The sequence below is a fragment of the Nonomuraea gerenzanensis genome (genome assembly GCF_020215645.1).
Classification (GTDB): Bacteria; Actinomycetota; Actinomycetes; order Streptosporangiales; family Streptosporangiaceae; genus Nonomuraea; species Nonomuraea gerenzanensis.
Window position 1 is genome coordinate 7,618,796 of sequence record NZ_CP084058.1, and the last position, 21,929, is coordinate 7,640,724.

At 73.5% G+C, this 21,929-nt stretch carries 19 protein-coding genes; 10 read left to right on the top strand and 9 right to left on the bottom strand.

Annotated elements, in window-relative coordinates:
- Positions 1-16: 16 nt before the first annotated feature.
- The 3 genes from LCN96_RS35285 to metH all read right to left on the bottom strand — a co-directional run bounded on the left by LCN96_RS35285 (position 17) and on the right by metH (position 4,807).
- A complete protein-coding gene (locus LCN96_RS35285; protein WP_225266758.1) occupies positions 17-529 on the bottom strand; it encodes a cellulose synthase in 513 nt (170 codons plus the stop codon).
- 98 nt (positions 530-627) lie between these two features.
- Positions 628-1,272: an HAD family hydrolase gene (locus tag LCN96_RS35290; protein WP_225266759.1), complete on the bottom strand. Its 645-nt coding sequence runs from the start codon at positions 1,270-1,272 to the stop codon at positions 628-630.
- 70 nt (positions 1,273-1,342) lie between these two features.
- On the bottom strand, positions 1,343-4,807 hold the full coding sequence (gene metH / locus LCN96_RS35295) for a methionine synthase (RefSeq protein WP_225266760.1): 3,465 nt from the start codon (positions 4,805-4,807) through the stop codon (positions 1,343-1,345).
- Positions 4,808-4,937: 130 nt separating this feature from the next.
- Here metH and LCN96_RS35300 point away from each other — a divergent pair, with 130 nt between their 5' ends.
- The 3 genes from LCN96_RS35300 to LCN96_RS35310 all read left to right on the top strand — a co-directional run bounded on the left by LCN96_RS35300 (position 4,938) and on the right by LCN96_RS35310 (position 7,423).
- Complete coding sequence (locus LCN96_RS35300) at positions 4,938-5,396, top strand: universal stress protein (RefSeq protein ID WP_225266761.1); 459 nt, start codon at positions 4,938-4,940, stop codon at positions 5,394-5,396.
- 437 nt (positions 5,397-5,833) lie between these two features.
- A complete protein-coding gene (locus tag LCN96_RS35305; RefSeq protein WP_225266762.1) occupies positions 5,834-6,688 on the top strand; it encodes a PAC2 family protein in 855 nt (284 codons plus the stop codon).
- A 276-nt stretch (positions 6,689-6,964) separates the two neighbouring features.
- Positions 6,965-7,423, top strand: a complete 459-nt coding sequence (locus LCN96_RS35310; protein WP_225266763.1) for a hypothetical protein — start codon at positions 6,965-6,967, stop codon at positions 7,421-7,423.
- Between the two features lie 87 nt (positions 7,424-7,510).
- On the opposite strand, the gene LCN96_RS35315 is transcribed toward LCN96_RS35310, so the two are convergent.
- Both LCN96_RS35315 and LCN96_RS35320 read right to left on the bottom strand, forming a co-directional pair.
- Positions 7,511-8,227 carry a sirohydrochlorin chelatase gene (locus LCN96_RS35315; RefSeq protein WP_225266764.1) on the bottom strand — a complete coding sequence of 239 codons (717 nt, stop codon included), beginning with the start codon at positions 8,225-8,227 and terminating at the stop codon, positions 7,511-7,513.
- 160 nt (positions 8,228-8,387) lie between these two features.
- Complete coding sequence (locus tag LCN96_RS35320) at positions 8,388-9,554, bottom strand: uroporphyrinogen-III synthase (protein WP_225266765.1); 1,167 nt, start codon at positions 9,552-9,554, stop codon at positions 8,388-8,390.
- Positions 9,555-9,784: 230 nt separating this feature from the next.
- Here LCN96_RS35320 and def point away from each other — a divergent pair, with 230 nt between their 5' ends.
- Entirely contained in the window at positions 9,785-10,273 is a 489-nt protein-coding gene (def, locus tag LCN96_RS35325) for a peptide deformylase (RefSeq protein WP_263657360.1), read from the top strand.
- 86 nt (positions 10,274-10,359) lie between these two features.
- Here def and LCN96_RS35330 read toward each other — a convergent pair whose 3' ends face one another.
- Positions 10,360-13,962 (bottom strand): nSTAND1 domain-containing NTPase, encoded by a 3,603-nt coding sequence (locus LCN96_RS35330; RefSeq protein ID WP_225266767.1) that lies wholly within the window; start codon positions 13,960-13,962, stop codon positions 10,360-10,362.
- A 159-nt stretch (positions 13,963-14,121) separates the two neighbouring features.
- Between LCN96_RS35330 and LCN96_RS56835 the strand changes: the two genes are divergently transcribed.
- Both LCN96_RS56835 and LCN96_RS35335 read left to right on the top strand, forming a co-directional pair.
- Positions 14,122-14,244, top strand: a complete 123-nt coding sequence (locus LCN96_RS56835; RefSeq protein ID WP_263657361.1) for a hypothetical protein — start codon at positions 14,122-14,124, stop codon at positions 14,242-14,244.
- Between the two features lie 13 nt (positions 14,245-14,257).
- A complete protein-coding gene (locus tag LCN96_RS35335) occupies positions 14,258-14,902 on the top strand; it encodes a tetratricopeptide repeat protein (RefSeq protein WP_225266768.1) in 645 nt (214 codons plus the stop codon).
- Positions 14,903-15,073: 171 nt separating this feature from the next.
- Here LCN96_RS35335 and LCN96_RS35340 read toward each other — a convergent pair whose 3' ends face one another.
- From LCN96_RS35340 to LCN96_RS35350, 3 genes are read right to left on the bottom strand one after another with little or no spacing between them, the layout of a single operon-like run.
- The gene (locus LCN96_RS35340; protein WP_318528323.1) at positions 15,074-15,331 is read right to left on the bottom strand and encodes a WhiB family transcriptional regulator; all 258 of its coding nucleotides are present in this window, start codon (positions 15,329-15,331) and stop codon (positions 15,074-15,076) included.
- Positions 15,332-15,361: 30 nt separating this feature from the next.
- Positions 15,362-16,282 carry a glycosyltransferase gene (locus LCN96_RS35345; protein WP_225266769.1) on the bottom strand — a complete coding sequence of 307 codons (921 nt, stop codon included), beginning with the start codon at positions 16,280-16,282 and terminating at the stop codon, positions 15,362-15,364.
- Entirely contained in the window at positions 16,279-16,869 is a 591-nt protein-coding gene (locus LCN96_RS35350) for a D-glycero-alpha-D-manno-heptose-1,7-bisphosphate 7-phosphatase (protein ID WP_225266770.1), read from the bottom strand. Before LCN96_RS35350 ends, LCN96_RS35345 begins: the two co-directional genes overlap by 4 nt.
- Positions 16,870-17,041: 172 nt before the next feature.
- Here LCN96_RS35350 and LCN96_RS35355 point away from each other — a divergent pair, with 172 nt between their 5' ends.
- From LCN96_RS35355 to LCN96_RS35370, 4 genes are read left to right on the top strand one after another with little or no spacing between them, the layout of a single operon-like run.
- Positions 17,042-18,673 carry a carbamoyltransferase family protein gene (locus LCN96_RS35355; protein ID WP_225266771.1) on the top strand — a complete coding sequence of 544 codons (1,632 nt, stop codon included), beginning with the start codon at positions 17,042-17,044 and terminating at the stop codon, positions 18,671-18,673.
- Positions 18,670-19,641, top strand: coding sequence for a glycosyltransferase family 2 protein (locus tag LCN96_RS35360; protein WP_225266772.1), 972 nt, complete (start codon positions 18,670-18,672; stop codon positions 19,639-19,641). Before LCN96_RS35355 ends, LCN96_RS35360 begins: the two co-directional genes overlap by 4 nt.
- Entirely contained in the window at positions 19,638-20,738 is a 1,101-nt protein-coding gene (locus tag LCN96_RS35365) for a glycosyltransferase family 9 protein (RefSeq protein ID WP_225266773.1), read from the top strand. The genes LCN96_RS35360 and LCN96_RS35365 overlap by 4 nt, the downstream gene beginning before the upstream one ends.
- Complete coding sequence (locus tag LCN96_RS35370; protein WP_225266774.1) at positions 20,735-21,928, top strand: glycosyltransferase; 1,194 nt, start codon at positions 20,735-20,737, stop codon at positions 21,926-21,928. Before LCN96_RS35365 ends, LCN96_RS35370 begins: the two co-directional genes overlap by 4 nt.
- Position 21,929 lies beyond the last annotated feature (1 nt).

Below are 21,929 nucleotides of genomic sequence, written 5' to 3' on the forward strand. Positions count from 1 at the left end.
CTCCGGCGGCGGCCGATCAGCTGATGCCGCGCCGCTTGAGGAGCTCCTCGATGTCGGAGAAGTCGTCATCGCCCTTGGCCGCGGGCTTCGGCGCGGCGGGCTTCTGGGCCACGGCCGGCTGCTGCGGCTTGCCGGCGGCGGTCGCCGCCTTCGGCTGGGCGCCCTGCACCGGCCGCGCGGCGGGCGCGTCACCGGTGTCCTTCTTCTTGCGGCCGGCCGACAGCTTCCTGCCCCGCATCACCCCCGACACCACGAACAGCACCACCGACAGCCCGGCCACGGCCACGCCGGCCCACACGGCCGGGTTGAACACCAGGCCGGTCACGAACCCGACCACGGTCGTGCCGATGTTCCACAGTGACTGCAGCGCGCCCGTGAGGTAGGCCGCGACCGGCAGCAGCGCCCACGCCGTCGTCCGCAGGCCGGCCGCCGCTCCCCTGCGCCTGAAGGCTAGGAACGCCAGCACCAGCCCGGCGATGGTCACCCCGGCGCACAACGGCAGCCAGGCGATCGCCTCGAAGTTACCCATCTCGCCGCCCCCTCGTCATCGCTCGTGCCCTCCATCCTGGCACGCGGAGGCTCGTCCGCCTCCTCCGCGAGAACCACATGTCCCTTAGGGGTAACGCTTCAGGACGGCAGAAGATCCCTGAGATCGGCGACCCCGATCTCCGTCAGGGACGCGACCACCAGCCGGCCGGGCGCCGGCTCGACGGGCAGCAGGCTCGGCACCGCCACCACGGCGCAGCCGGCCGCCGTCGCGGCGGCCACGCCGTTCGGGGAGTCCTCCAGCACCACGCACCGCACGGGAGGCACGCCGAGCAGCCGCGCGGCCGTCAGGTAGGGCTCGGGGTCCGGCTTGGTCCTGGTCACGTCGTCGGCGGTGACCACGACGTCGAACCGGTCGCGGCCGACGCTCTTGAGCACCGCGTCGGCGATGTCCTTGAGCGAGGAGGTGACCAGCCCCACGGGCACCCCCTCCGCGCGCAGGGCGTCGAGCAGCTCAGAGGCGCCCGGCATGATGCGCACCCCGGCCGACAGCCGGGCCACCATGCCGGAGACCATCCACTCGCGCACGGTCCGCGGCGGCACGTCGGCGCCCGAGACGGCCAGCATGTACTCGACGGTGCGCTCCATGGAGCCGCCGACGAGGTGGACCTGGTGCTCGGGTGTCCACTCGGCGCCGAGCCTGGCCATCACCTCGGTCTCGATCGTCAGCCAGACGCGCTCGCTGTCGACCAGCAGGCCGTCCATGTCGAAGAAGACCGCTTGCATTCCTGCCCCCGATCGGTGCCGCCGCCCGCCGTACTGCGTGTCCGGGCCGGGCGGCGGCGGTCACGTCATGTCAGACGTTGAAGTACTTGGCTTCCGGGTGATGGGCGACCAGCGCCGAGGTGGCCTGCTCCGGGTGGAGCTGGAACTCCTCCGACAGCGTCACCCCGACGCGCTCCGGCGCGAGCAGCTCGAACAGCTGCTTCTGGTCCTCCAGGTTGGGGCAGGCCGGGTAGCCGAAGGAGTAGCGGCAGCCCTGGATGTTGACCTTGAGCATGTCGTCGAGCGACTCCTCGCCGCCGATCCCCCACTCCGAGCGCACCCGGGCGTGCCAGTACTCGGCCAGCGCCTCGGTGAGCTGCACCGACAGGCCGTGCAGCTCGAGGTAGTCGCGGTAGGCGTCCTTGGCGAACAGCTCGGCCGTGGCCTCGGAGATCTTCGAGCCCATCGTGGCCACCTGGAAGCCGACCACGTCCACCTCGCCGGTGTCCTTGCCGCGGAAGAAGTCCGACAGGCACAGGTGCCGGTCGCGGCGCTGGCGCGGGAAGGTGAAGCGGGTGCGCTCGCTGCCGTCGTCGTCGAGGATGATCAGCGAGTCGCCGTCGGCGACGCACGGGAAGTAGCCGTACACGACGGCGGCCTCCAGCAGGCCCTCGGTCTGCATGCGCTCCAGCCACATGCGCAGCCGCGGCCGGCCCTCGGTCTCGACCAGCTCCTCGTAGCCGGGCCCGTCGCCGCCCCTGGTGGGCTTGAGGCCCCACTGGCCGAGGAACAGGGCCCGCTCGTCGAGGAAGGCGGCGTACTCGTTCAGCGAGATGCCCTTGACCACGCGGTCGCCGTGGAACGGCGCGCGCGGCACGGGGTTGTCGGCGGCCACGTCGGAGCGCGCGGGCAGCTCCTCGACGGGCGTGCGCACGAGCGTGGCGCCCGTCTTGACGCGCCGCTCGCGCAGCGGCGGCAGCGTCGCGCCCTTCACGCCGCGCTTGACGGCCATGAACGCGTCCATCAGCCGCAGCCCCTCGAACGCGTCGCGGGCGTAACGCACCTCGCCCTCGAACAGGCCGGCCAGGTCCTGCTCGACGTAGGCGCGGGTCAGCGCGGCGCCGCCGAGCAGCACCGGGTACTTCTCCGCCAGGCCCCTGGAGTTCATCTCCTCCAGGTTCTCCTTCATGATGACCGTCGACTTCACCAGCAGCCCCGACATGCCGATGACGTCGGCCTTCTGCTCGTCGGCCGCCTCGAGGATGGCCGAGACGGGCTGCTTGATGCCGAGGTTGACGACCTGGTAGCCGTTGTTGGACAGGATGATGTCGACGAGGTTCTTGCCGATGTCGTGCACGTCGCCCTTGACGGTGGCCAGCACGATGCGGCCCTTCGTCTCGCCCTCGACGCGCTCCATGTGCGGCTCGAGGTGTGCGACGGCGCTCTTCATCACCTCGGCCGACTGCAGCACGAACGGCAGCTGCATCTGGCCGGAGCCGAACAGCTCGCCCACCGTCTTCATGCCGTCGAGCAGCACGTCGTTGATGATCTCCAGGGCGGGGCGCTGCTCCAGCGCGGTGTCGAGGTCGGCCTCCAGGCCCTTGCGCTCGCCGTCGATGATGCGCCGCTTGAGCCGCTCCCACAGCGGCAGCGCGGCCAGTTCCTCGGCCTTGCCGGCGCGCATCGCGGCGGCGTCGACGCCCTCGAACAGCTCCATGAACCGCTGCAGCGGGTCGTAGCCCTCGCGGCGGCGGTCGTAGACCATGTCGAGGGCGACCTGGCGCTGCTCGTCGGGGATGCGCGCCATCGGCAGGATCTTCGAGGCGTGCACGATGGCCGAGTCGAGGCCGGCGTTGACGCACTCGTTGAGGAAGACCGAGTTGAGCACCATGCGGGCGGCCGGGTTGAGGCCGAAGCTGATGTTGGACAGGCCCAGCGTGGTCTGCACGCCCGGGTAGCGGCGCTTGAGCTCGCGGATGGCCTCGATGGTCTCCAGGCCGTCGCGCCTGGTCTCCTCCTGGCCGGTGGCGATGGGGAAGGTCAGGCAGTCGACGATGATGTCCTCGACCCGCATGCCCCAGTTGGTGGTCAGGTCGTCGACCAGGCGGGAGGCCACGCGCAGCTTGTGCTCGGCGGTGCGGGCCTGGCCCTCCTCGTCGATGGTCAGCGCGACCACGGCCGAGCCGTGCTCGCGGACCAGGCGCATGATCTTCTGGAAGCGGGAGTCGGGGCCGTCGCCGTCCTCGTAGTTGACGGAGTTGACCGCCGCGCGCCCGCCCAGCATCTCGAGGCCGGCCTGCAGCACCGCGGGCTCGGTCGAGTCGAGCATGATCGGCAGGGTGGAGGCGGTGGCGAAGCGGAAGGCCAGCTCCTTCATGTCGGCCACGCCGTCGCGGCCGACGTAGTCGACGCACAGGTCGAGCATGTGGGCGCCGTCGCGGGCCTGGTCGCGGGCCGTCTCGACGCAGTCGTCCCAGCGGCCCTCCAGCATGGCCTCGCGGAAGGCCTTGGAGCCGTTGGTGTTGCAGCGCTCGCCGATGGCCAGGTAGGAGGTGTCCTGCCGGAACGGGACCGTCTGGTAGAGCGAGGAGGCGCCGGGCTCGGGGTGCGGGCGGCGCGCGGTGACCTCCTTGCCCCTGACGCGTTCGACGACCTGGCGCAGGTGCTCGGGGGTGGTGCCGCAGCAGCCGCCGACCAGGGACAGGCCGTAGTCGCGGGTGAAGGTCCGGTGGGCGTCGGCCAGCTCCCCCGCCGTCAGCGGGTAGTACGCGCCGTCGGCGGTCAGCACCGGCAGGCCGGCGTTGGGCATGCACGACAGCTTGAGCCGCGAGTGGCGGGCGAGGTAGCGCAGGTGCTCGCTCATCTCGGCCGGGCCGGTCGCGCAGTTGAGGCCGACGATGTCGACGCCGAGCGGCTCGATGGCGGTCAGCGCGGCGCCGATCTCTGAGCCGAGCAGCATGGCGCCGTTGGTCTCGATCGTCACCTGCGCGATGATCACGATGTCGCGGCCGGAGTCCTCGATGGCCCGCCTGGCGCCGACGACGGCCGCCTTGACCTGCAGCAGGTCCTGGCACGTCTCGATGATCAGCGCGTCGGCCCCGCCCGCGATCAGGCCTGCGGCGTTGTCGCGGTAGGCGTCGCGCAGGCTCGCGTACGGCAGGTGGCCGAGGGTGGGCAGCTTGGTGCCGGGGCCCATGGAGCCGAGCACGAAGCGCGGCTGCTCCGGCGTGGCCCAGTGGTCGGCGGCCTCGCGCGCGATCCTGGCGCCCGCCTCGGAGTACTCGAAGACGCGGTCGGCGATGTCGTACTCGCCGAGGGCGGCGAGGTTGGCGCCGAAGGTGTTGGTCTCCACGCAGTCGACCCCGACGGCGAAGTAGGCGTCGTGCACGCCGCGCACGATGTCGGGACGGGTGACGTTGAGCACCTCGTTGCAGCCCTCGTGCCCGTGGAAGTCGTCGAGCGTCGGGTCCTGGGCCTGGAGCATCGTGCCCATCGCCCCGTCGGCGACGATCACACGCTGGGCCAACACTTCTCTGAAGGTCGGGGAGATGCTCATGAGGTGAAGCTTATCGGGTGCGCCTCCGGCGACGGTCGAGCGCGGGCCCGCCCGGGGCTTTTCCCGCATCCTGCGATAAGCGCTATGGTACGACACGTCAATTGTACATGGCGTCCAATTGGGGGCTCCCATGGCCTACCGCACCGTCCTCGTCGGCACCGACGGCTCCGCCTCCTCCTTCCGCGCCGTCTCGGCCGCCGCCTCCCTCGCCGCGGCCACCGGCGCCACGCTCGTGCTGGCGTGCGCGTACCTGCCCATGCGCGAGAGCACGCGCGTGGCCGCCGCCGATCGGCTCGGGGAGCTGGCGTACAAGGTGAGCGGGTCCACGCCCGCCGAGGACGCGCTGCGGGCGGCGCGCGAGCACGCCGTGGCCGCCGGGGCCGTGGAGGTGGTGCTGGCGGCTGAGCGCGGGGAGGCCGTGGAGGTGCTCGTGGGGCTGGCGGAGCGGCACGGGGCGGATCTGATCGTGGTGGGGAACCGGGGGTTGAACAGCTTGGCGGGGCGGTTGCTGGGGTCGGTGCCTTCGGGGGTGACGCATCGGGCGTCGTGTGACGTGCTCGTCGTTCATACGACGGCGGGGGGCCGCTGAACGGCGGCACGGGGCGCGTGGCACTGCGCGGCGCAGACGCGAGGCGCGGCGCAGACGCGAGGCGCGGCGGGAGTTCGCGGGGCGCGGCGGGAGTTCGCGGGGCGCGGCGGGAGTTCGCGGGGCGCGAACGCCGGTTGGCCGGGGTGCCCGTCCGGCGCCGGGGCAGGCCGTGGCGGGGCGGCCGGACGACACGCCCACGCGAGGCCCGGCGGGCGCCCTGATGCGTGCGCCGGCAGCCCGCTCACCAGGCACGATGCCGCGTTCGAGCCCGCAGGCCACCGCCGGCCCCGCCTCCCCGCCCCGCTCGCCCGCCCGGCTCCTCCACCACCTCCCGCCTCCGGGAGGTCGTCGAGGGGCGGCGTTCGGGGAGAGATCGGTGACGGCGACGCCTCCTTACCGCATAGGCTTAGCGGGACGATGGAGAGAGGAGGCGACACGTGATAGAGCTCGAAGGGCTCCCCGAGCTCGTCGACCCGGTGCTCATTGCCGCGTTCGAGGGGTGGAACGACGCGGGCGAGGCTTCCAGCGGTGTGATCGCCCACCTCGAGTCGGCGTGGAAGGCCGAGCCGCTCATCGCGCTCGACCCCGACGACTACTACGACTTCCAGGTCACCCGTCCCGTGGTCGAGATGAGCGACGGGCTGGCGCAGTCGATCGTGTGGCCGACCACCCGGCTGCTGCGCGCCCGGCCGCCGGGCCTGGAGCGCGACGTCGTGCTGCTGCGCGGCATCGAGCCCAACATGCGCTGGCGCTCGTTCTGCGACGACATCATCTACATCTGCCGCGAGCTGGGCGTCGAGCTGGCCGTGATGCTGGGCGCGCTGCTCAACGACTCGCCGCACACCCGTCCCGTGCCGATCCTGGGCGGGGCGACCAACGCGGGCCTGGCCCGTTCGACCAACCTGGAGCTGAGCCGCTACGAGGGCCCGACGGGCATCGTGGGGGTGCTGCAGCACGCGTTCGGCAAGGCCGGGCTCGACGCGATCTCGCTGTGGGCGTCGGTGCCGCACTACGTGGCCCAGCCGCCCAACCCGAAGGCCACGCTCGCGCTGCTGCGCCGGCTGGAGGACGTGCTGGAGATTCCGATGCCGCTGGGCGACCTCGACGAGGAGGCCCGGGCGTGGGAGCGCGGCGTCGACGAGCTGGCCTCGCAGGACAGCGAGGTGGCCGAGTACGTCAAGGAGCTGGAGGAGCGCAAGGACGCGGCCGAGCTGCCCGAGGCCAGCGGCGATGCGATCGCGGCCGAGTTCGAGCGCTACCTGCGGCGCAGGGACCGCGACACTGACAGCTAACCTTCAGGGATTAATTCCGACAACTTTTGCCGCTTTCGGGTAATAATCGGGAACCCGTATAAGTTTGCACCAAGTTGGGACCCTAGATTTAAGCATCCATAACCCCGGGATCCACCGGGGACCTCGGCTTCGCACGTGATGCCTGCTCAACTGACCGCGCACGTTAGGCACGCCATGGCGACACCCCATGTAGACCCGCACCACAGGAGCCAGGACACCAGGCAGCGGGTCCTCCAGCTCGCCGTCTCGCTCCGGGAGGACCGCACGGGCGGCTCGGTGGACTACTACCTCGCCCTGCTGCAGGATCGGCTCCCCCTCTGGCTGAGCATTCTCCACGATCTATCCCATCGCATCGGAAAAGGGTCGGTTTCGGACAACCTTCTGCCGATCGCTCGTGCGGGGATCGATTACTACATAGACATACAAAGTGCGGCACTACCCGCCTTCACCTCCCCGAACGTGACCGTCCGCTTCCGCCAGGCCATCCGCGAGACGGGGCTCGGGCCGCATGCCGAGACCTCGCCGCTGGCCGCGTATCTGGCGGCTGAGCAGCGGCTGGGGCGCGTTCGGGACGACGTGGATCCGGAGGCGAGCGCGCGGCTGCTGGTCGCGGGGTGCTTCCATCGGGCGTACATCGAGATGTTCGTCGGTGCCGATGCCGGGCCTGCCCGTGAGGTCAGCGCGCGGGAGATCGTACGGGAGCTGCGGTTGGAGCCTGTCCCCCAGCCTGCGTGACGAACGGGCGGCCGGCACGGTCGACGCCTCAGGTTGCATGGCCGGCGCCTCAAGGCGAGCGCGCCCGTCGCGGGATGGCAGGCCGGGTCAGGCTCGGCGCAGGGGCCGGCGTTCGGTGGTGGTGTGGTGGCGATGGAGGGCCTGGTCGTAGCGGTGCCAGATGAGGGCCGCCACGTCCGGGTCCGCGCCCAGCGGCTCGCTCACCAGCCCCGCCCCCACCGACGCGAGCCGGCCGTGGAAGAAGCCGGGCGCCAGGACGTACGAGGCGATGGCCACGCGGGCGGCCGGGGTGGAGCCGAGCCGTTCCATGGCCTCCTCCAGCGACGGCGAGCCCGCCGAGGCGAAGGCGGCGGTGACGGGGCGGGCCAGGCGGACGGCGAGCTGGTGGGCGGCGGCGCGGACGTCGGCCAGCGCGGACGGGTCGGAGGAGCCGGCCGCGCCGAGCAGGACGGCGTCCGTGGAGCGCAGGCCCGCCCGCGCCAGCTTGCGTGCCAGCGCCGAGGTCAGCAGCCGGTGCGGGCCGAGCCAGCCGGCCACGATCGCGTCCGGGCGGTGCTGGGCGATGACCTCGGGCAGGTCGATGTGCACGTGGTAGCCGCCCGCCAGCAGCAGCGGCACCACGACCACCGGGCCCGGGACCACGGGCAGGACCTCCGCCAGGAGGGGCGAGCTGATCTCCAGGTAGCTCAGCTCGACGCGCTGCCCCGGGCGGGCCCTGCGGGCCGTCTCCGCCAGCGCCGACAGGGTCTGCTCCCCCTCGGCGCTGCGCGTTCCGTGCGCGGCCAGGACGAGTGCGGGCGTCACCTGCTCCCTCCGGTACGCCTGTCGCGTCCGGACAGCGTGGTGCCCCAGGGCATGGTGTTCTCCTCGTGGTGATGGCGGTGCTGCTGGACGGGCCTGGCGGGGGACGTCCCGGGCGAGGGCGTTGAGGACTCGCCACGCGCCGGGAGCCGGGGGCTGGAAATCAAAGGCCCGCCTCGTACAGGCAGGCGAGGCGGTAGCCGCGCTTGACGACCGTCTCGACGATGCCGCTGGGGCCGAGGGCGCGGCGCAGCCGGGTGATGGCCATCTCGACGGCGTGCTCGGCGGAGTCGCGGGCGACGCTGCCCGGCAGCACCGTGCGCAGGTCGGCCCGTGACACGACGTGGCCCGGCTTGTCGGCCAGGCGCTTGAGCACCGCCATCGGGGCGGGCGGCAGCGGGCGCAGCTCGCCGTCCACGACCACGGCGTGACCGCGGATCTCCAGCTGGTGATCGCCGGCCGTGAGGCGGGTGACGCCGTGCTCGGGCAGGTGGCGGGCCAGGGCGCGGGCCAGCGCGCCGAGGCGGGACCGGTCAGGCTGCAGGGTGGGGACGCCGCGCGAGGTCAGCGGCTCGGCGGTGACGGGCCCGACGCAGGCGGCCACGACAGATCCGCTGAACGCGGCCAGCAGCGTCTCCTCCAGCCCCTCCGCCCTGGCGGCGCCGAGCATGGCGTGCACGGCCGGCGCGCTGGTGAAGGCGACCGCGTCCACGGACCCGGAGACGGTCTGGCTGATCAGGCGGCGCAGCGGCGAGATGTCCCGGTACGGCAGCCACCGGTAGACCGGGATCTCGATCACCTCGGCGCCGGCCTCGCGCAGCGCGGCCACGAAGTCGCGCAGCGGCTCGCCGTGCTGCTGCACCGCGATGCGCCGCCCGCGCAGGTCCTGGGCGAGCAGGTACTCCTTGACCTCGTTGCACGACTCGGTCGAGGGGGTCCAGTGGTCGTTGAGGCCTGCGGCGCGCACCGCTCCCCTGGCCTTGGGCCCGCGGGTGAGCAGGCGGGACTTGGCCAGGTGCTCGCCCAGGTCGGCGGACAGTCCCCAGCCCTCGGCGGCGGCCATCCAGCCGCGGAACCCGACACCGGTGGTGACCACCACGTCGTCGAGAGGCGCCTGCAGGCTCTGCCGGGTGGCGGCGAGCAGGTCGGTGTCCTCGGCCAGCGGGACGAGCCGGATCGCGGGGGCGCTGACCACGCGCGCGCCGCGGCGCTCCAGCAGCGCCCCGAACTCCTCGCGCCGTCTCGTCGCGGTGACGCCGACGGTGAAGCCCGCCAGGGCGTCGGGCGCCGTCTCCGGGGAAGAGCCGCCCTCAAGGGGAAGCGCGCTCATGCCTGCACCTCCAGGTAGTCGAAGATGCCTGGCCGGGCCCCGAGCACCCGGCCAGGCATCACAGGCGCGTGTGACGCAAGTGAGATCACCCTCCGATACTGCTTTCGGGTGGTTTCGCCACTGGGTCTCTTCTGTTACCGCTGTGCTACAAGACATGACCTTCGCGATTGGCGGGGCGCACTCCAGGGAAACGTTCACCGTGACGATCGCGGCCTATCGGGGAGTTGCGAGTGACGGTCCGGCCAATTCGCATGTTCGACGATCCGGTGCTCCGCTCGATCGCGGCGCCGATCCAGGATTTCGATCGGGAGCTCAGACAGCTGGTCAAGTCGCTGACCGCCACCATGCGGGCGGTGTCGGGGCGGGCCGGGCTGGCCGCTCCGCAGCTCGGCGAGCCGGTGCGGGTGGTGGTCTACTCCTACGACGGCAAGTCGGGGCATCTGGTCAACCCGCGGCTGGAGTTGTCGGAGCGCAAGGTGACCGCCGATGAGGCGTGCCTGTCGGCGCCCGGCGTGTGGTGGCCACTGGAACGCTCCTACATGGTCACGGCGCGTGGTCGCGACATGTTCGGCAAGGCGATCACGGTGCGGGCGCTGGGGGTGCTGGCCAGGGTGCTGCAGCATGAGGTCGATCATCTCGACGGGGTGCTGTTCAGTGATCATCTGGAGGCGGGCGAGCGTGAGCGGTTCCTGGCGGAGGCCCTGCCCGCCGGCCGCTGAACGGCCCCGCCGAGCCCCTGGCCTCACGATGGCCTGGCTTCTCAGCGGACGGGCGTGCATGCGGGCGGGCCCGACAGTGGGCGGCGTCAGGGGCAGGTCTCGCGGTACGGCAGCTCCGGGATGTGCCGCCGCCACTCCTCCGGAGACAGGCCCCCGTCCCGCCGGCAGATCGACGCGGCGGCGGTGCCGGGATCCACGACGATCTCCCGAAGGCCGCCGTCCCCTGCCGAGACGAGCAGAGCGGTCCGGTTGAACGCCACGACCGGCGCGGCCCGGGTGTGATAGCTGATCGGATACCCGATCGGCTGATACCTCCGCCAGTCCCAGAGCTGAATGCCCAGCTCACCTTCACTCCCCACGGTGGCGAGCAGCCCGCCCTCCGGTGAGGAGGCGAGCGCGATGACCGAGGTCGTGTACGAGGTCTGCGGCGGGGCCAGCGGCGTGCGCAGCTCCTTGTCCCAGAACGTCAGGCGCCCGTCCCTGTCACCGACCGCGGCCCGGTCCCCCGAGAAGAGGAGCTTCCCCTCGGCCCGGGCGTCGGAGGAGTGCGGGCGCACCTCCCCGGTCACCGTGTCGACCAGGATCCGCCCCCTGCTGGACCCGTCCACGAGCAGCCGGCGCCCGTCCGGCTCGAAGACCAGGACCCGGGCCCCCGCGTCGGGAACGGTGCGCAGCCATCGCCTGCCCCGCACGTCCCACAGCTCCAGATCGCCCATGAGCAGGCGGCCGGGCTCCTGCCCGCCGCCGGGCTCCGGCGTGAGGAGGGCGATCGCGACGGTGCCGCCGTCAGGGGAGAAGGCGGCGGACAGCACCCCGGCCGCCGGGCCGCGGACGCGCAGGGCGCCGAGGGCGCGGCCGTTCGCGGCGTCCCAGAGGGTCACCACGGGGGAGGCGGGATGGGTGAGCGCGAGCGTGCGCCCGTCCGGGCTGAACACCGGCGAGTACGCCGCCTCCCCGGGCGGATCGCCGACGGGCAGCGGGCCGCCCACGGGGGCGCGCGCGGCGACGTCCCACACGCGCACCTCCCGCTGATCGGCCGTCACCAGGAAGCGGCCGTCGGCGCTGAACAGCCGCTCGCCGCCGCCCGGCGCGAGCACCTGCGGGCGGGTGTAAGGGGAGACGTCCAGGACGTTCACCGTGCCGTACCGGCCGGGCACCCGCAGCAGCCGGGCGTCCGGCGAGAACCGGGGCTCGGCTCCCCTCGCGTCCGCGTGGACCTCGGTGTTCAGCAGCAGCGCCCCGTCCTCCACCCGCCACAGGACCAGCCAGCCCCCGCGCCACACCCCGGCCACGAAGCGGCCGTCCGGGCTGAACTCCACCCGCTCGGCGGGCGGGACGAGCCGGCTGCGGATCTCCCTGCCCGAGGAGAGGTCCCACAGCCCGACACCGTCGGCCGTAGAGACGGCCAGGTGCGTCCCGCCCGGGCTGAACTCGCCTTCCAGGGCGGTCTTCGGCAGCGTGGGCGTCCGGAGCGGCTTGCGCCGCTCAAGATCCCAGAGCCGCACCCGGCCGGAGCCCCCCGGTGGCGGGACGACCAGGGCCAGGCGGCCGTCCGGGCTGACGGCGGCGACCGGCTCGTCGAGCACGCGGGTGCGGCCGGCGAGGTTCCAGGCCTCGTACGTCCCGGCGCGCACCCCGATGAGCACCCGCCCGTCCGGGCTGAACCCGGTGGGATCGAGGTGGGGGAAGGCCACGCCGAGGTCCGTCAGGCCGCCGGCGCCGACGGCCCACACCTGGGCGTTGGTCCCGTCGTGCACGGCCAGCGCGCGGCCGTCGGGGCTCCATACGATCTCCGAGACGGGCGGTCCGGTCCACCTGGCGCTCGCGACCTCCTTCCGCGTGGCCAGGTCGAGCACGCGGAGCGAGCCGGGCTCCGACGCCGCGCCGCGCGTGTAGACGGCCAGGGCGGTGCCGTCCGCGCTGAGGCCGTGCACCAGGTCCGCCGGGTCGTACGGGGCGGTGACGACGTCCACCAGGGGCAGGGTCATGGAGTCGATCAGCTCGCCCCTGGCCTCGGGAACCGGGGCGATGCGCCAGGCCGCGGCGCTCAGCCGGCGGGCCAGCCCGGGGTCGCTCGCCCGCAGGGTGGACGCGCGCCTGGCGGCCAGCCGGGCCGTCGCCTCCGCCAGCCGGTCGTCGGCCACGCCGGCCTGACGGACGGCGACGCCCGCCGCGATCATGGAGGCGACGAGCAGGACCGCCAGGACGGCGGAGACGGCGACCCGCGTGCGGGAGGCACGCCGGGCCAGCGCCGTGCCGGCGTCGAGGAACTCGCGCTCCGCCGGGGTGAGGTCGCCCGGCTCGACGAGCAGCTTCCCGGCGGCGGCCAGGCGGGCGCCGCGGTAGAGCAGCCCGGCGTCCCGGCCGTGCGCCTCCCAGGCCTCGGCCGCGTCGGTGAGCTGCCGGTGCGCGCGCAGGCGGTCGCGCCCGTCCTCCACCCAGCCGCGCAGCCGCGGCCACGACTCGATCAGGGCCTCGTGCGCGAGCTCCACCGTGTCCTGGTGCAACGTCAGCAGCCGGGCGCCGGCCAGCCGCTCGACGACCAGCGCGGTGTCCGCCTCGCCGTGCGGGTCCAGCTCCGCCCTGGCGGCGGGGCGGCGGGTCGCCTGGGCCTGCTCGCCCGGGTCGATCAGCCGCAGCAGGATCCGCCGGGCGATCCGCGCCTGCGCCGGCGACAGCGCCGCGTACAGCTCCTCCGCCGTGTGGCTGATCGCCCCGTGGACCCTGCCCACGCTCTCGTAGGCGTCCAGGGTCAGCATCTTCCCGGTACGGCGGCGCCACACCTCCCGCAGCGCGTGCGACATCAGCGGCAGCGCCCCCGGCTCACCGGCGACGTCGGCCAGGACGGCGGCCGTCAGCGCCCGCTCCACGGTCAGGCCCTCGGCGGCGGCGGGCCGGACGATCGCCTCCCTCAGCTCGTCCTGGTTCATCGGCCCGACCAGCAGGTTCGCCTGGCGCAGGGCCGCGGTGAGCTCGTGGTGCTCGGCGCACCGCCCGTAGAAGTCGGCGCGCACCGCGATGGCCACGCTCGCCCGTTCGCGCGCGTCGAGCAGCAGGTCGATGAACCGCTCGCGCTCGCGCTGGTCCTGGCAGAGCGTGAACACCTCCTCGAACTGGTCGACCACCACGAGCGTGCCGTCCGGCGCGATCCGGCCCGCGTGCCGCATCGGGTGCTCGCCCGGCGTGAGGATCACGCACTCCCGCCCGTCCTGTACGGCGGGCACGAGCCCGGCCCGCAGCAGGGACGACTTCCCGCTGCCCGAGGACCCGAACACCGCGGCGAACCGGTGCCGCAGCAGCAGCTCCCGCAGCTCCCCGACGAGCCGGTCCCGCCCGAAGAAACGATCGGCGTCGCAGGTGTCGTAGGAGGCCAGGCCGGGGTACGGCCCGGCGCCGCCGTCCTCGCCCGCCCGCTCGCGGGCCAGCTCCCCGGCGACCTGCCGCCAGCCGCGCTCCCACTCGGCCACGTCCCCGCCGCAGGCCCGCACGAAGGCGAGGACCACGGGCAGCGACGCCAGCCTCTCCCCCGCCGCCGCCTGCGACAGCGTGGTGACCGAGTAGCCGGCGCGCTCGGCCATGGCCCGGTAGGTGAGTCCGCCCGCTTCCTGGCGCAGCTTGCGCAGCTCGAAGGCGAAGCGTTGCACCGGCCCCGCCGCCGGGTCCACCGGGCTCTCGCGACGGCCCGCCACCGTTACGGAGCCCCCGCGGAGGAGTCGTACGCCGGGAGAAGCATTGTTTGCCTGCCTGATGAGGGATGCCGAACAATCGTGCCGCCATGATCCTGGTCCCAACGGGGCCTCAGCGGCAAGCGAACCGGTCTCGTGACCTTGCCGGCAGGAAGGGCCTTCATGCGGACGACCAGCGAGACCATCCGACGTGCGCCGCGACGCGGCGGCACGCTCCTGGGGCTCGCCGGCCCCGCCGCGCCGCGCGCCGGCGGCGGCGACGTCGCCGTTCCCCGCACCACCTGATCGGCGGTTCACCGTGGGGGGAGTCTCGGAGGAGGACAGGCGGGCGCGATGGCTCATGGCGCGGGTGCAGCTCGGGGAGTGCAGGGACGCGGCCGAGGCGCTGAGCGCCGAGCGGGAGGCTCTGGCGATCTACCGTCGGCTGGCCGCGCGCGCCCCCGGGCCCTACCTGCCCGAGCTCGCCGCCTGCCTGACCGCTCTGGGGGTGACCCTCTCGGAGCTAGGCAGGCACGGGGAGGCGCTGGAGGCCGAGCGGGAGGCGGTCGCCGTCTACCGGCGGCTGGCGGCGGACTCCCCCGGCGGCCACCTGGCCGACCTCGCCGACACCCTGATCAACCTGGGGACGACGCTGGCGGAGCTGGGGCGGCGGGACGAGGCGCTGCGTGCCGAGCGGGAGGCCGTCGCCGTTTACCAGCGGCTGGCCGGCGAGTCGCGGGACCGGTACCTGGCCGACTTCGCGGAGGTGCTCGTCGATCTCGCGACGACCCTGGTGGGGCGGGGCCTGACGGTCGAGGCGCTGCCGCTGGCGGTGGAGGCGGTCACCATCCGGCGGGAGCTGGCCGCGGCCTGTCCCGAGCGGCATCGGGCCGCCCTCGACCAGGCGCAGGCGTGCCTCGCCGCCGTCCTGGCGGCGCTCGGCCGGCCACCCGCGCGCGACTGAGCAGCGCGACTGAGCAGCACGGCCGACCAGCACGGCCGACCAGCACGGCCGACCAGCGCGGCCGACCGATGCGGCTCAGTGCTCGCGTCGAAAGACGGCTCAGCGTCGGCGTGAGAAGCGGCTCAGCGCTCGCCTGAGATACGCCTCAGCGTTCGCCGGGAAACGGCTGGGCTAGTGCCGGGCGGCGGCCGCGGCTCGCAGGCCGAGCTCGCGCCGCTGGTCAGGGTCGGTGCCACCCCAGACGCCGTACGCCTGCCTGGTGTCCAGCGCGTACGCCAGGCACGGCTGTCGTACGGGGCACCCGTCACACACGTGTTTGGCCCGCTCGACCTGCGACTGGCTCGGACCTTCCATGGAGATCGGGAAGAACAATTCCGGGTCCAGGTCGAGGCAGGCGGCCCTGCGGGTCCAGTCGAGCATCATCATCATGCTCTTCGCGCCTACCCATCGCCTGGCCCGTCATACCTCGCTGAGCAGCGCGTCCCAGTCGGCGAGGAATCTGTGGAGCCCGTACCGCGACAGCGCGGCGGCCCTGGCGGCCTTGCCGGCCTGGGCCGCGCTCTCGGGGTCCTCGGCGAAGGCGTGCAGCGCGTCGGCCAGTAGGTGCACCTTGGTGGACAGGACGCCCGCCTCCGGCGGCACCGCCTCGATCGCCTCGGTGGCCGCCAGCGCGACCACGGGCATGCCGAGGGTCATGGCCTCGATGAGCGCCAGGCCCAGCGACGTCCACCGGTAGGGGTGCAGGTAGACGCGCCTGCGGGCCAGCTCGGCGTGCATGACGTGCTGGGGCAGGTCCTCGTACGTCCCGTACGGCAGCCCGTCCACCTTCATCCCGAACACGTCGAGCGGCACCCGCTCGGCGAAGCGGGGCAGCAGGTCGGTCCCGGCGACCCGGGTGCGGCGCACGGGCTCGTTGACCACGACGCCGGCCCTGGGCAGCTCACCCGTGTACAGGTGGCCGGGGTCGGGAATGCCGTGCTCGATGACGCGGGTGGGCGCGCGGCCGTTGTCCCAGAACAGCTCGTTGAAGTAGGTGACGTGCACGATCGGGATGTCGGTGCGGTCGGCGAGCGGGTGGCGGGTGCGGGGCACGTCGCCGGCGGGCGCGTTGTGCTCGACGTAGAGGCCGGGCACGTCGCGGCCGAGCCATTCGCGGGCCAGGTCGAGCTCGTGCGGGCGCTGGTAGACGACCACGTCCACGGGCTCGTCGCGCAGCCGGTCCCACGGCACCTCGCGGGCGCGGTCCGGCCAGTCGTAGGTGGCCGCCCGCCCCCGGCCATCGGGACCACGGCCGGGAACGAGCGGCAGCAGGTACTCGTGGGACCCCCTGATGAACGCGCTGGTCCACGAGCCGTGCACGTGCCAGATGAGGATCCTCACCAGCGGCTCCAGCCCATGGCGCGGGCCCAGGGCGCCGCCGCTGCCGGCACGGGGTCCTCGGCGTCGCTCAGGACGCGGTCCACGACGTCGATCAGGTCCTCGGCGACCTCGGCCGCCTGCTGGATCTCCTCCCGCAGCGTCTCCTGCGTCGGGACGAGGATGCCTCTGGCTCCCGCGGCCCTGGCGGCCTCCATGTCGCGGCCGATGTCGCCCACGACCACGCAGTCGCGGGGGCTGACGTCGAGCACGGCGGCGGCTCGGATGACGAGACCGGGCGCGGGTTTGCGGCAGGTGCAGCCGTCGGCGTCGTCGTGCACGCAGATCGCCCATGCGTCGAACGGTCCGAGCAGCTCCTCCACCTTGGCGTTCACCTGGTCCATCTCGTCGGCGGACAGCAGGCCCTTGGCCACCCCCGACTGGTTGGTGACCACGGCCACCGGGACGTCGGCGCGTCTGAGCCTGCCCAGCGCCTCGAGGGCGCCCGGCATGGGCTGGACGAGGTCCGGATCGCCGTTGTACGGCACGTCCCTGATCAAGGTCCCGTCCCGGTCGAAGAGCACGGCGCCGGGACGTCGCTTTTCGAACACCTTTCACCTCCGTCGCGTGCCGGGCAGCTACCCGGCGCCTGTCCCGGCAAACAACTACTTAAAGTGACCAAGTGCAGGAGTTTCCGCCTGTTTCCGCATCTCGCGCCGTCGCCTCATGTTTGAGAACCGCTTCTCTCGGTAGCGGTTCTCGACATCCTTAGGGGGAGGAAGCATGAAATTTCTCGGCATCAACGCGATCTTCCACGACCCTGCCGCCGCGCTGGTGGTCGACGGGAAGATCGTGGCCGCGGCGGAGGAAGAGCGCTTCAGCCGCCGCAAGCATGGCAAGAGGCCGCTGGCGTTCTCCGCCTGGGAGCTGCCCGAGCTGGCCGCCGCGTGGTGCCTGCGCGAGGCGGGGCTCTCCCCCGAGGACATCGACGCCGTGGCCTACTCCTACGACCCGTCCCTGGTGGTGCAGAAACCCGAGGGCGACTGGGAGGACCTGCGGACCAGGTACGCGGTGCGCGCCCCGGCCTTCCTGGCCACGGCCCTGCCCGGGCTGGACCCGGGCCAGGTGACCTACGTCCCGCACCACGTGGCGCACGCCGCCTCGGCGGGCCTGGCGGCGCCGTGGCGGGACTGCGCGGTGCTGGTGGCCGACGGCCGCGGCGAGAACGTCTCGCACCTGGCGGGCCGCTACCGCGGCGGCGACCTGGAGATCCTGGCGACGCAGGAGCTGCCGCACTCGCTGGGCCTCATGTACGAGGACGTCACGGAGCACCTGGGCTTCCTGCGCTCCAGCGACGAGTACAAGGTGATGGCGATGGCCTCCTACGGCCGCCCCCGCCACCTGGAGGCGCTGCGCGAGGTGATCTACACGACCGGCGACGGCGGGTTCCGCGTCGAGCCGGTCGACTGGAGCGGTTACGCCAAGGCGCTGAAGAAGGGCGCCCCCTGGACCTCCGACCACGCCGACCTGGCCGCCAGCGTGCAGGCCCGGCTGGAGGAGGTGCTGCTGGAGCTGGTGCGCTGGCTGCACGAGCGGACCGGCGAGCGCCGGCTGGCCCTGGCCGGCGGGGTCGCGCTGAACTGCGTGGCCAACACGAAGCTGCTGGACGAGGGCCCGTTCGAGGAGATCTGGATCCAGCCGGCGGCGGGCGACTCCGGCACCGCGCTGGGCGGCGCGCTGCACCTGGCGCACGCGTACGGCGAGCCCGCCGCGCCCATGCCGGACGCCGCGCTCGGGCGCGGCTTCACCGACGAGGAGCTCGGCGCGTGGCTGGACGTGGCACGCGTCCCGCACACCCGCCCCAACGACCTGGCCGCCGCCGTGGCGGCCGAGCTGGCGGCCGACCGGATCGTGGCCTGGTTCCAGGGCCGCGCCGAGTACGGCCCGCGCGCGCTGGGGCAGCGCTCGCTGCTGGCCCATCCGGGGCACGCCCGCAACACCGAGCGGCTCAACGACGTCAAGGGACGCGAGCAGTTCCGGCCCATCGCGCCGATGGTGCTGGAGTCGCGGGCCCGCGAGATCTTCGGGCGGGGCCCCGTGCCGTCGCCGTACATGCTGTTCGTGCACGACGTGCACCCGGACTGGGCCGATCGCATCCCGGCGGTCGTGCACGTGGACGGGACGGCGCGGATCCAGACCATCTCGCCGCGGGAGCAGCCGCTGATGGCGCGGGTGCTGAGCGAGTTCGAGGCGCGCACGGGGCTGCCGGTGGTGGTCAACACGAGCCTCAACACCGCCGGGCGGCCCATGGTGGACGACCCGCGTGACGCGCTGGAGTGCTTCGGGTCCTCGCCGGTGGACGTGCTGGTGCTGGGGCCGTACGTGGTGCGGCGCGGGGAGGTGTTCGCCTCGTGATCACCGTGGTGATCCCCACCATCGGGCGGCCCACGCTCCGCGACACGCTGGCGGCCGTGGGGCCGGGCGTCCCGGTGATCGTGGTGGACGACCGGGCCCTCGCGACGGAGCAGGAGGGCGGCACCCGGACCGCGCCGCCCCTGCTGGCGGAGCCGCCCCCGCACGTCCGCGTCGTCCGGTCGGGCGGTCGCGGGCCCGCGGCGGCGCGCAACGCCGGGTGGCGGGCCGCCGACACCCCGTGGGTGGTGTTCCTCGACGACGACGTGATCCCCGCACAGGGGTGGGCCGAGGCGGTCTGGAAGGACCTGGTGGACCTGCCCGACGACGTGGCGGGCAGCCAGGGCCGCATCGTGGTGCCGCTGCCCGCCGATCGCCGGCCCACCGACGGTGAGCGGCACACGGCGGGCCTCACCGGCGCGTTGTGGGTGACGGCCGACATGGCCTACCGGCGCTCGGCGCTGGAGGCCGTGGGCGGGTTCGACGAGCGGTTCCCCCGGGCCTACCGGGAGGACGCCGACCTGGCGCTGCGGGTGACGCGGGCCGGGCACCGGCTGGTCAGGGGCGAGCGGGTGACGGAGCATCCGGTCCGCGCCGACGGGTTCTGGGCGAGCGTGCGCTTCCAGCGGGGCAACGCCGACGACGCGCTCATGCGCCGCCTGCACGGCCCCTCGTGGCGGGCCGACATCGGCGGCGGGCGCGGGCGGCTGCGCCTGCACGCGCTGACGACCGCCGCGGGCCTGGCGGCGCTGCTGCTGGGCACGGCCGCCGCGACCGGCGCCCGTACCAAGGTGACCGCACTGGGGGCCGGGGCCGCGTGGGCGGCGCTGACCGCCGAGTTCGCGTGGCGGCGCATCGCCCCCGGCCCGCGCACCCCGCTGGAGGTGCTGCGGATGGCCGTCACGAGCGTGCTGATCCCGCCGGTCGCCTGCGCGCACCGGCTGCGGGGGGAATGGAGAGTGCGGCGATGAGCAGGACCTCGCGGGAGCGTGCCAAGGACCAGGCCGCGCGAGCCGGTGCGGCCCACCGCGCCGGGGACGCGGGCCGCGTGCTCGTGGCGCGGCTGGACGACGCCGGCGACGTGCTGCTGGCCGGTCCGGCCGTGCGGGCCATCCGTACGAGAGCCCGCGAGGTGATCTTCCTGGCCGGCCCGAACGGCAGGGCGGCCGCCGAGGTGCTGCCCGGCGTGGACCGGGTGATCACGTGGCGGGCCCCGTGGATCGACCACACGCCGCCGCCCGTCACGGAGGAGGGCGTGCGGGAGCTGGCCGAGCAGACGAGCGGGATCGACGAGGCGGTGCTGCTGACCTCCTTCCACCAGTCGGCGCTGCCGCTGGCGTTGCTGCTGAGGCTGGCCGGGGTGGGACGCATCACCGCGATCAGCAACGACTATCCGGGCTCGCTGCTCGACGTGCGGCACGTGGTGGACGAGAGCGTGGACGTGCCGGAGGCGGAGCGCATGCTGGCCGTCGCACAGGCGGCCGGGTTCGCGCTGCCGGACGGCGATGACGGGAAACTCGCTGTTCAGCGGCCGTTGCCGGATATAGAGAAATTTACGGGGCACTGTGTAGGCGTCGGCGGCGTTGCCGACAAAGGCGCGTATGTCGTGGTGCACCCGGGGACATCGGCCCCCGCCCGGACCTGGCCTGCCGACAGGCACCGGCAGACAGTGCGGGAGCTGGCCGACGACGGGCACCAGGTCGTCGTGACCGGCACAGAACGTGACCTGACCGCCTACGTGGCCAGCGACGTCGCGCTCGACCTGGGCGGCATGACCACATTCGCGGAGCTGGCTGCCGTGATCGAACGGGCCGGCGTGCTCGTGGCGGGCAACACCGGCCCCGCGCACCTGGCCGCGGCTGTCGGAACGCCGGTCGTGAGCCTGTTCGCCCCTGTTGTCCCAGCGGTGCGGTGGGCCCCGTACGGCGTGCCCATGGTGCTTCTGGGCGACCAGGAGGCGCCCTGTCAGGGAAGCAGAGCGCGCGTCTGCCCGGTGCCCGGGCACCCGTGCCTGTCCCAAGTGACAAGTGAGCAGGTGGTCAAGGCAGTGAGGGAGCTGACGCAGTGAAGGTCGATCTCATCTCGGAGCACGCGGACCCGCTGGCAGCGGTCGGCGGCGTCGACTCCGGCGGCCAGAACGTCCACGTCGCCGCGCTGGCCGTGGCCCTGGCCGAGCGGGGGCACACGGTCGTCGTCCACACCCGTCGTTCCTGCGCCTCGCAACCGGATTCGGTGAGCCTGGCGCCCGGCGTCACCGTCGAGTACGTCCCCGCAGGTCCCGCGGCGCCCGTTCCCAAGGACGAGCTGCCGCCGTTCATGCCGGAGTTCACCGAGTGGCTGGCCGCGCGCTGGGCCGCCGACCCGCCGGACGTCGCGCACGCGCACTTCTGGATGAGCGGCCAGGCGGCGATGCGCGCCGGGGCGTCCGCCGGGGTGCCGGTGGTGCAGACGTTCCACGCGCTGGGCACGGTCAAGCGGCGCTGGCAGGGCGCGGCCGACACCAGCCCCGCGCACCGGATCGAGACCGAGCGCGAGATCGGCCAGCGGGCCGACGCGGTGCTGGCCACCTGCAGCGACGAGGTGGCCGAGCTGTGCGCGATGGGGATCCCCGAACACCGTGTCGCGGTCGTGCCGTGCGGGGTGGACCTGTCGGCGTTCTGCCCGGAGGGGCCGGTGGCCCCGCGCGCGGACGGCCCGATGGTGCTGAGCATCGGCCGGATGGTGCCGCGCAAGGGCGTGGACACCGTGATCGCGGCGCTGCGCCAGATCCCCGGCGCGAACCTGGTGATCGCCGGCGGCAGCGACGCGGACGAGGAGGCGCTCAGGCTGCGCGAGCTGGCCGAGGCGTACGGGATCGGGGACCGCGTGCACGTCATCGGCTCCGTGCCGCGCCGGCACGTGCCCGCGCTGATGCGCTCGGCCGACGTCCTGGTGACGGTGCCCTGGTACGAGCCGTTCGGCATGGTGCCCGTGGAGGCCATGGCGTGCGGCGTGCCGGTCGTCGCCTCGGCGGTCGGCGGCCACCTGGACACGGTGGCGGGCTGCGGCGTGCTGGTGCCGCCGCGCCGGCCGCGCGCGCTGGCCAGGGCGCTCAAGGACGTGCTCGGCGACGCGGAGCGGCGCGCCTCACTCGGCGCGGCCGGCGCCCGCCGGGCCAGGGAACGGTACGCCTGGCCGCGCGTGGCCGAGCTGACCGAGGCCGTGTACACGCAGGTCATCGACGGAAAGGTCTGCCGGCTGGCGGCCCTGGGGGGTTGAT

Coding starts and splice junctions, on each gene's coding strand:
- LCN96_RS35285 (WP_225266758.1), bottom strand. CDS start 529: ATGGGTAACTTCGAGGCGATCGCCTGGCTGCCGTTGTGCGCCGGGGTG.
- LCN96_RS35290 (WP_225266759.1), bottom strand. CDS start 1,272: ATGCAAGCGGTCTTCTTCGACATGGACGGCCTGCTGGTCGACAGCGAG.
- metH (WP_225266760.1), bottom strand. CDS start 4,807: ATGAGCATCTCCCCGACCTTCAGAGAAGTGTTGGCCCAGCGTGTGATC.
- LCN96_RS35300 (WP_225266761.1), top strand. CDS start 4,938: ATGGCCTACCGCACCGTCCTCGTCGGCACCGACGGCTCCGCCTCCTCC.
- LCN96_RS35320 (WP_225266765.1), bottom strand. CDS start 9,554: ATGAGCGCGCTTCCCCTTGAGGGCGGCTCTTCCCCGGAGACGGCGCCC.
- LCN96_RS56835 (WP_263657361.1), top strand. CDS start 14,122: ATGCGGACGACCAGCGAGACCATCCGACGTGCGCCGCGACGCGGCGGC.
- LCN96_RS35340 (WP_318528323.1), bottom strand. CDS start 15,331: ATGATGATGATGCTCGACTGGACCCGCAGGGCCGCCTGCCTCGACCTG.
- LCN96_RS35355 (WP_225266771.1), top strand. CDS start 17,042: ATGAAATTTCTCGGCATCAACGCGATCTTCCACGACCCTGCCGCCGCG.
- LCN96_RS35365 (WP_225266773.1), top strand. CDS start 19,638: ATGAGCAGGACCTCGCGGGAGCGTGCCAAGGACCAGGCCGCGCGAGCC.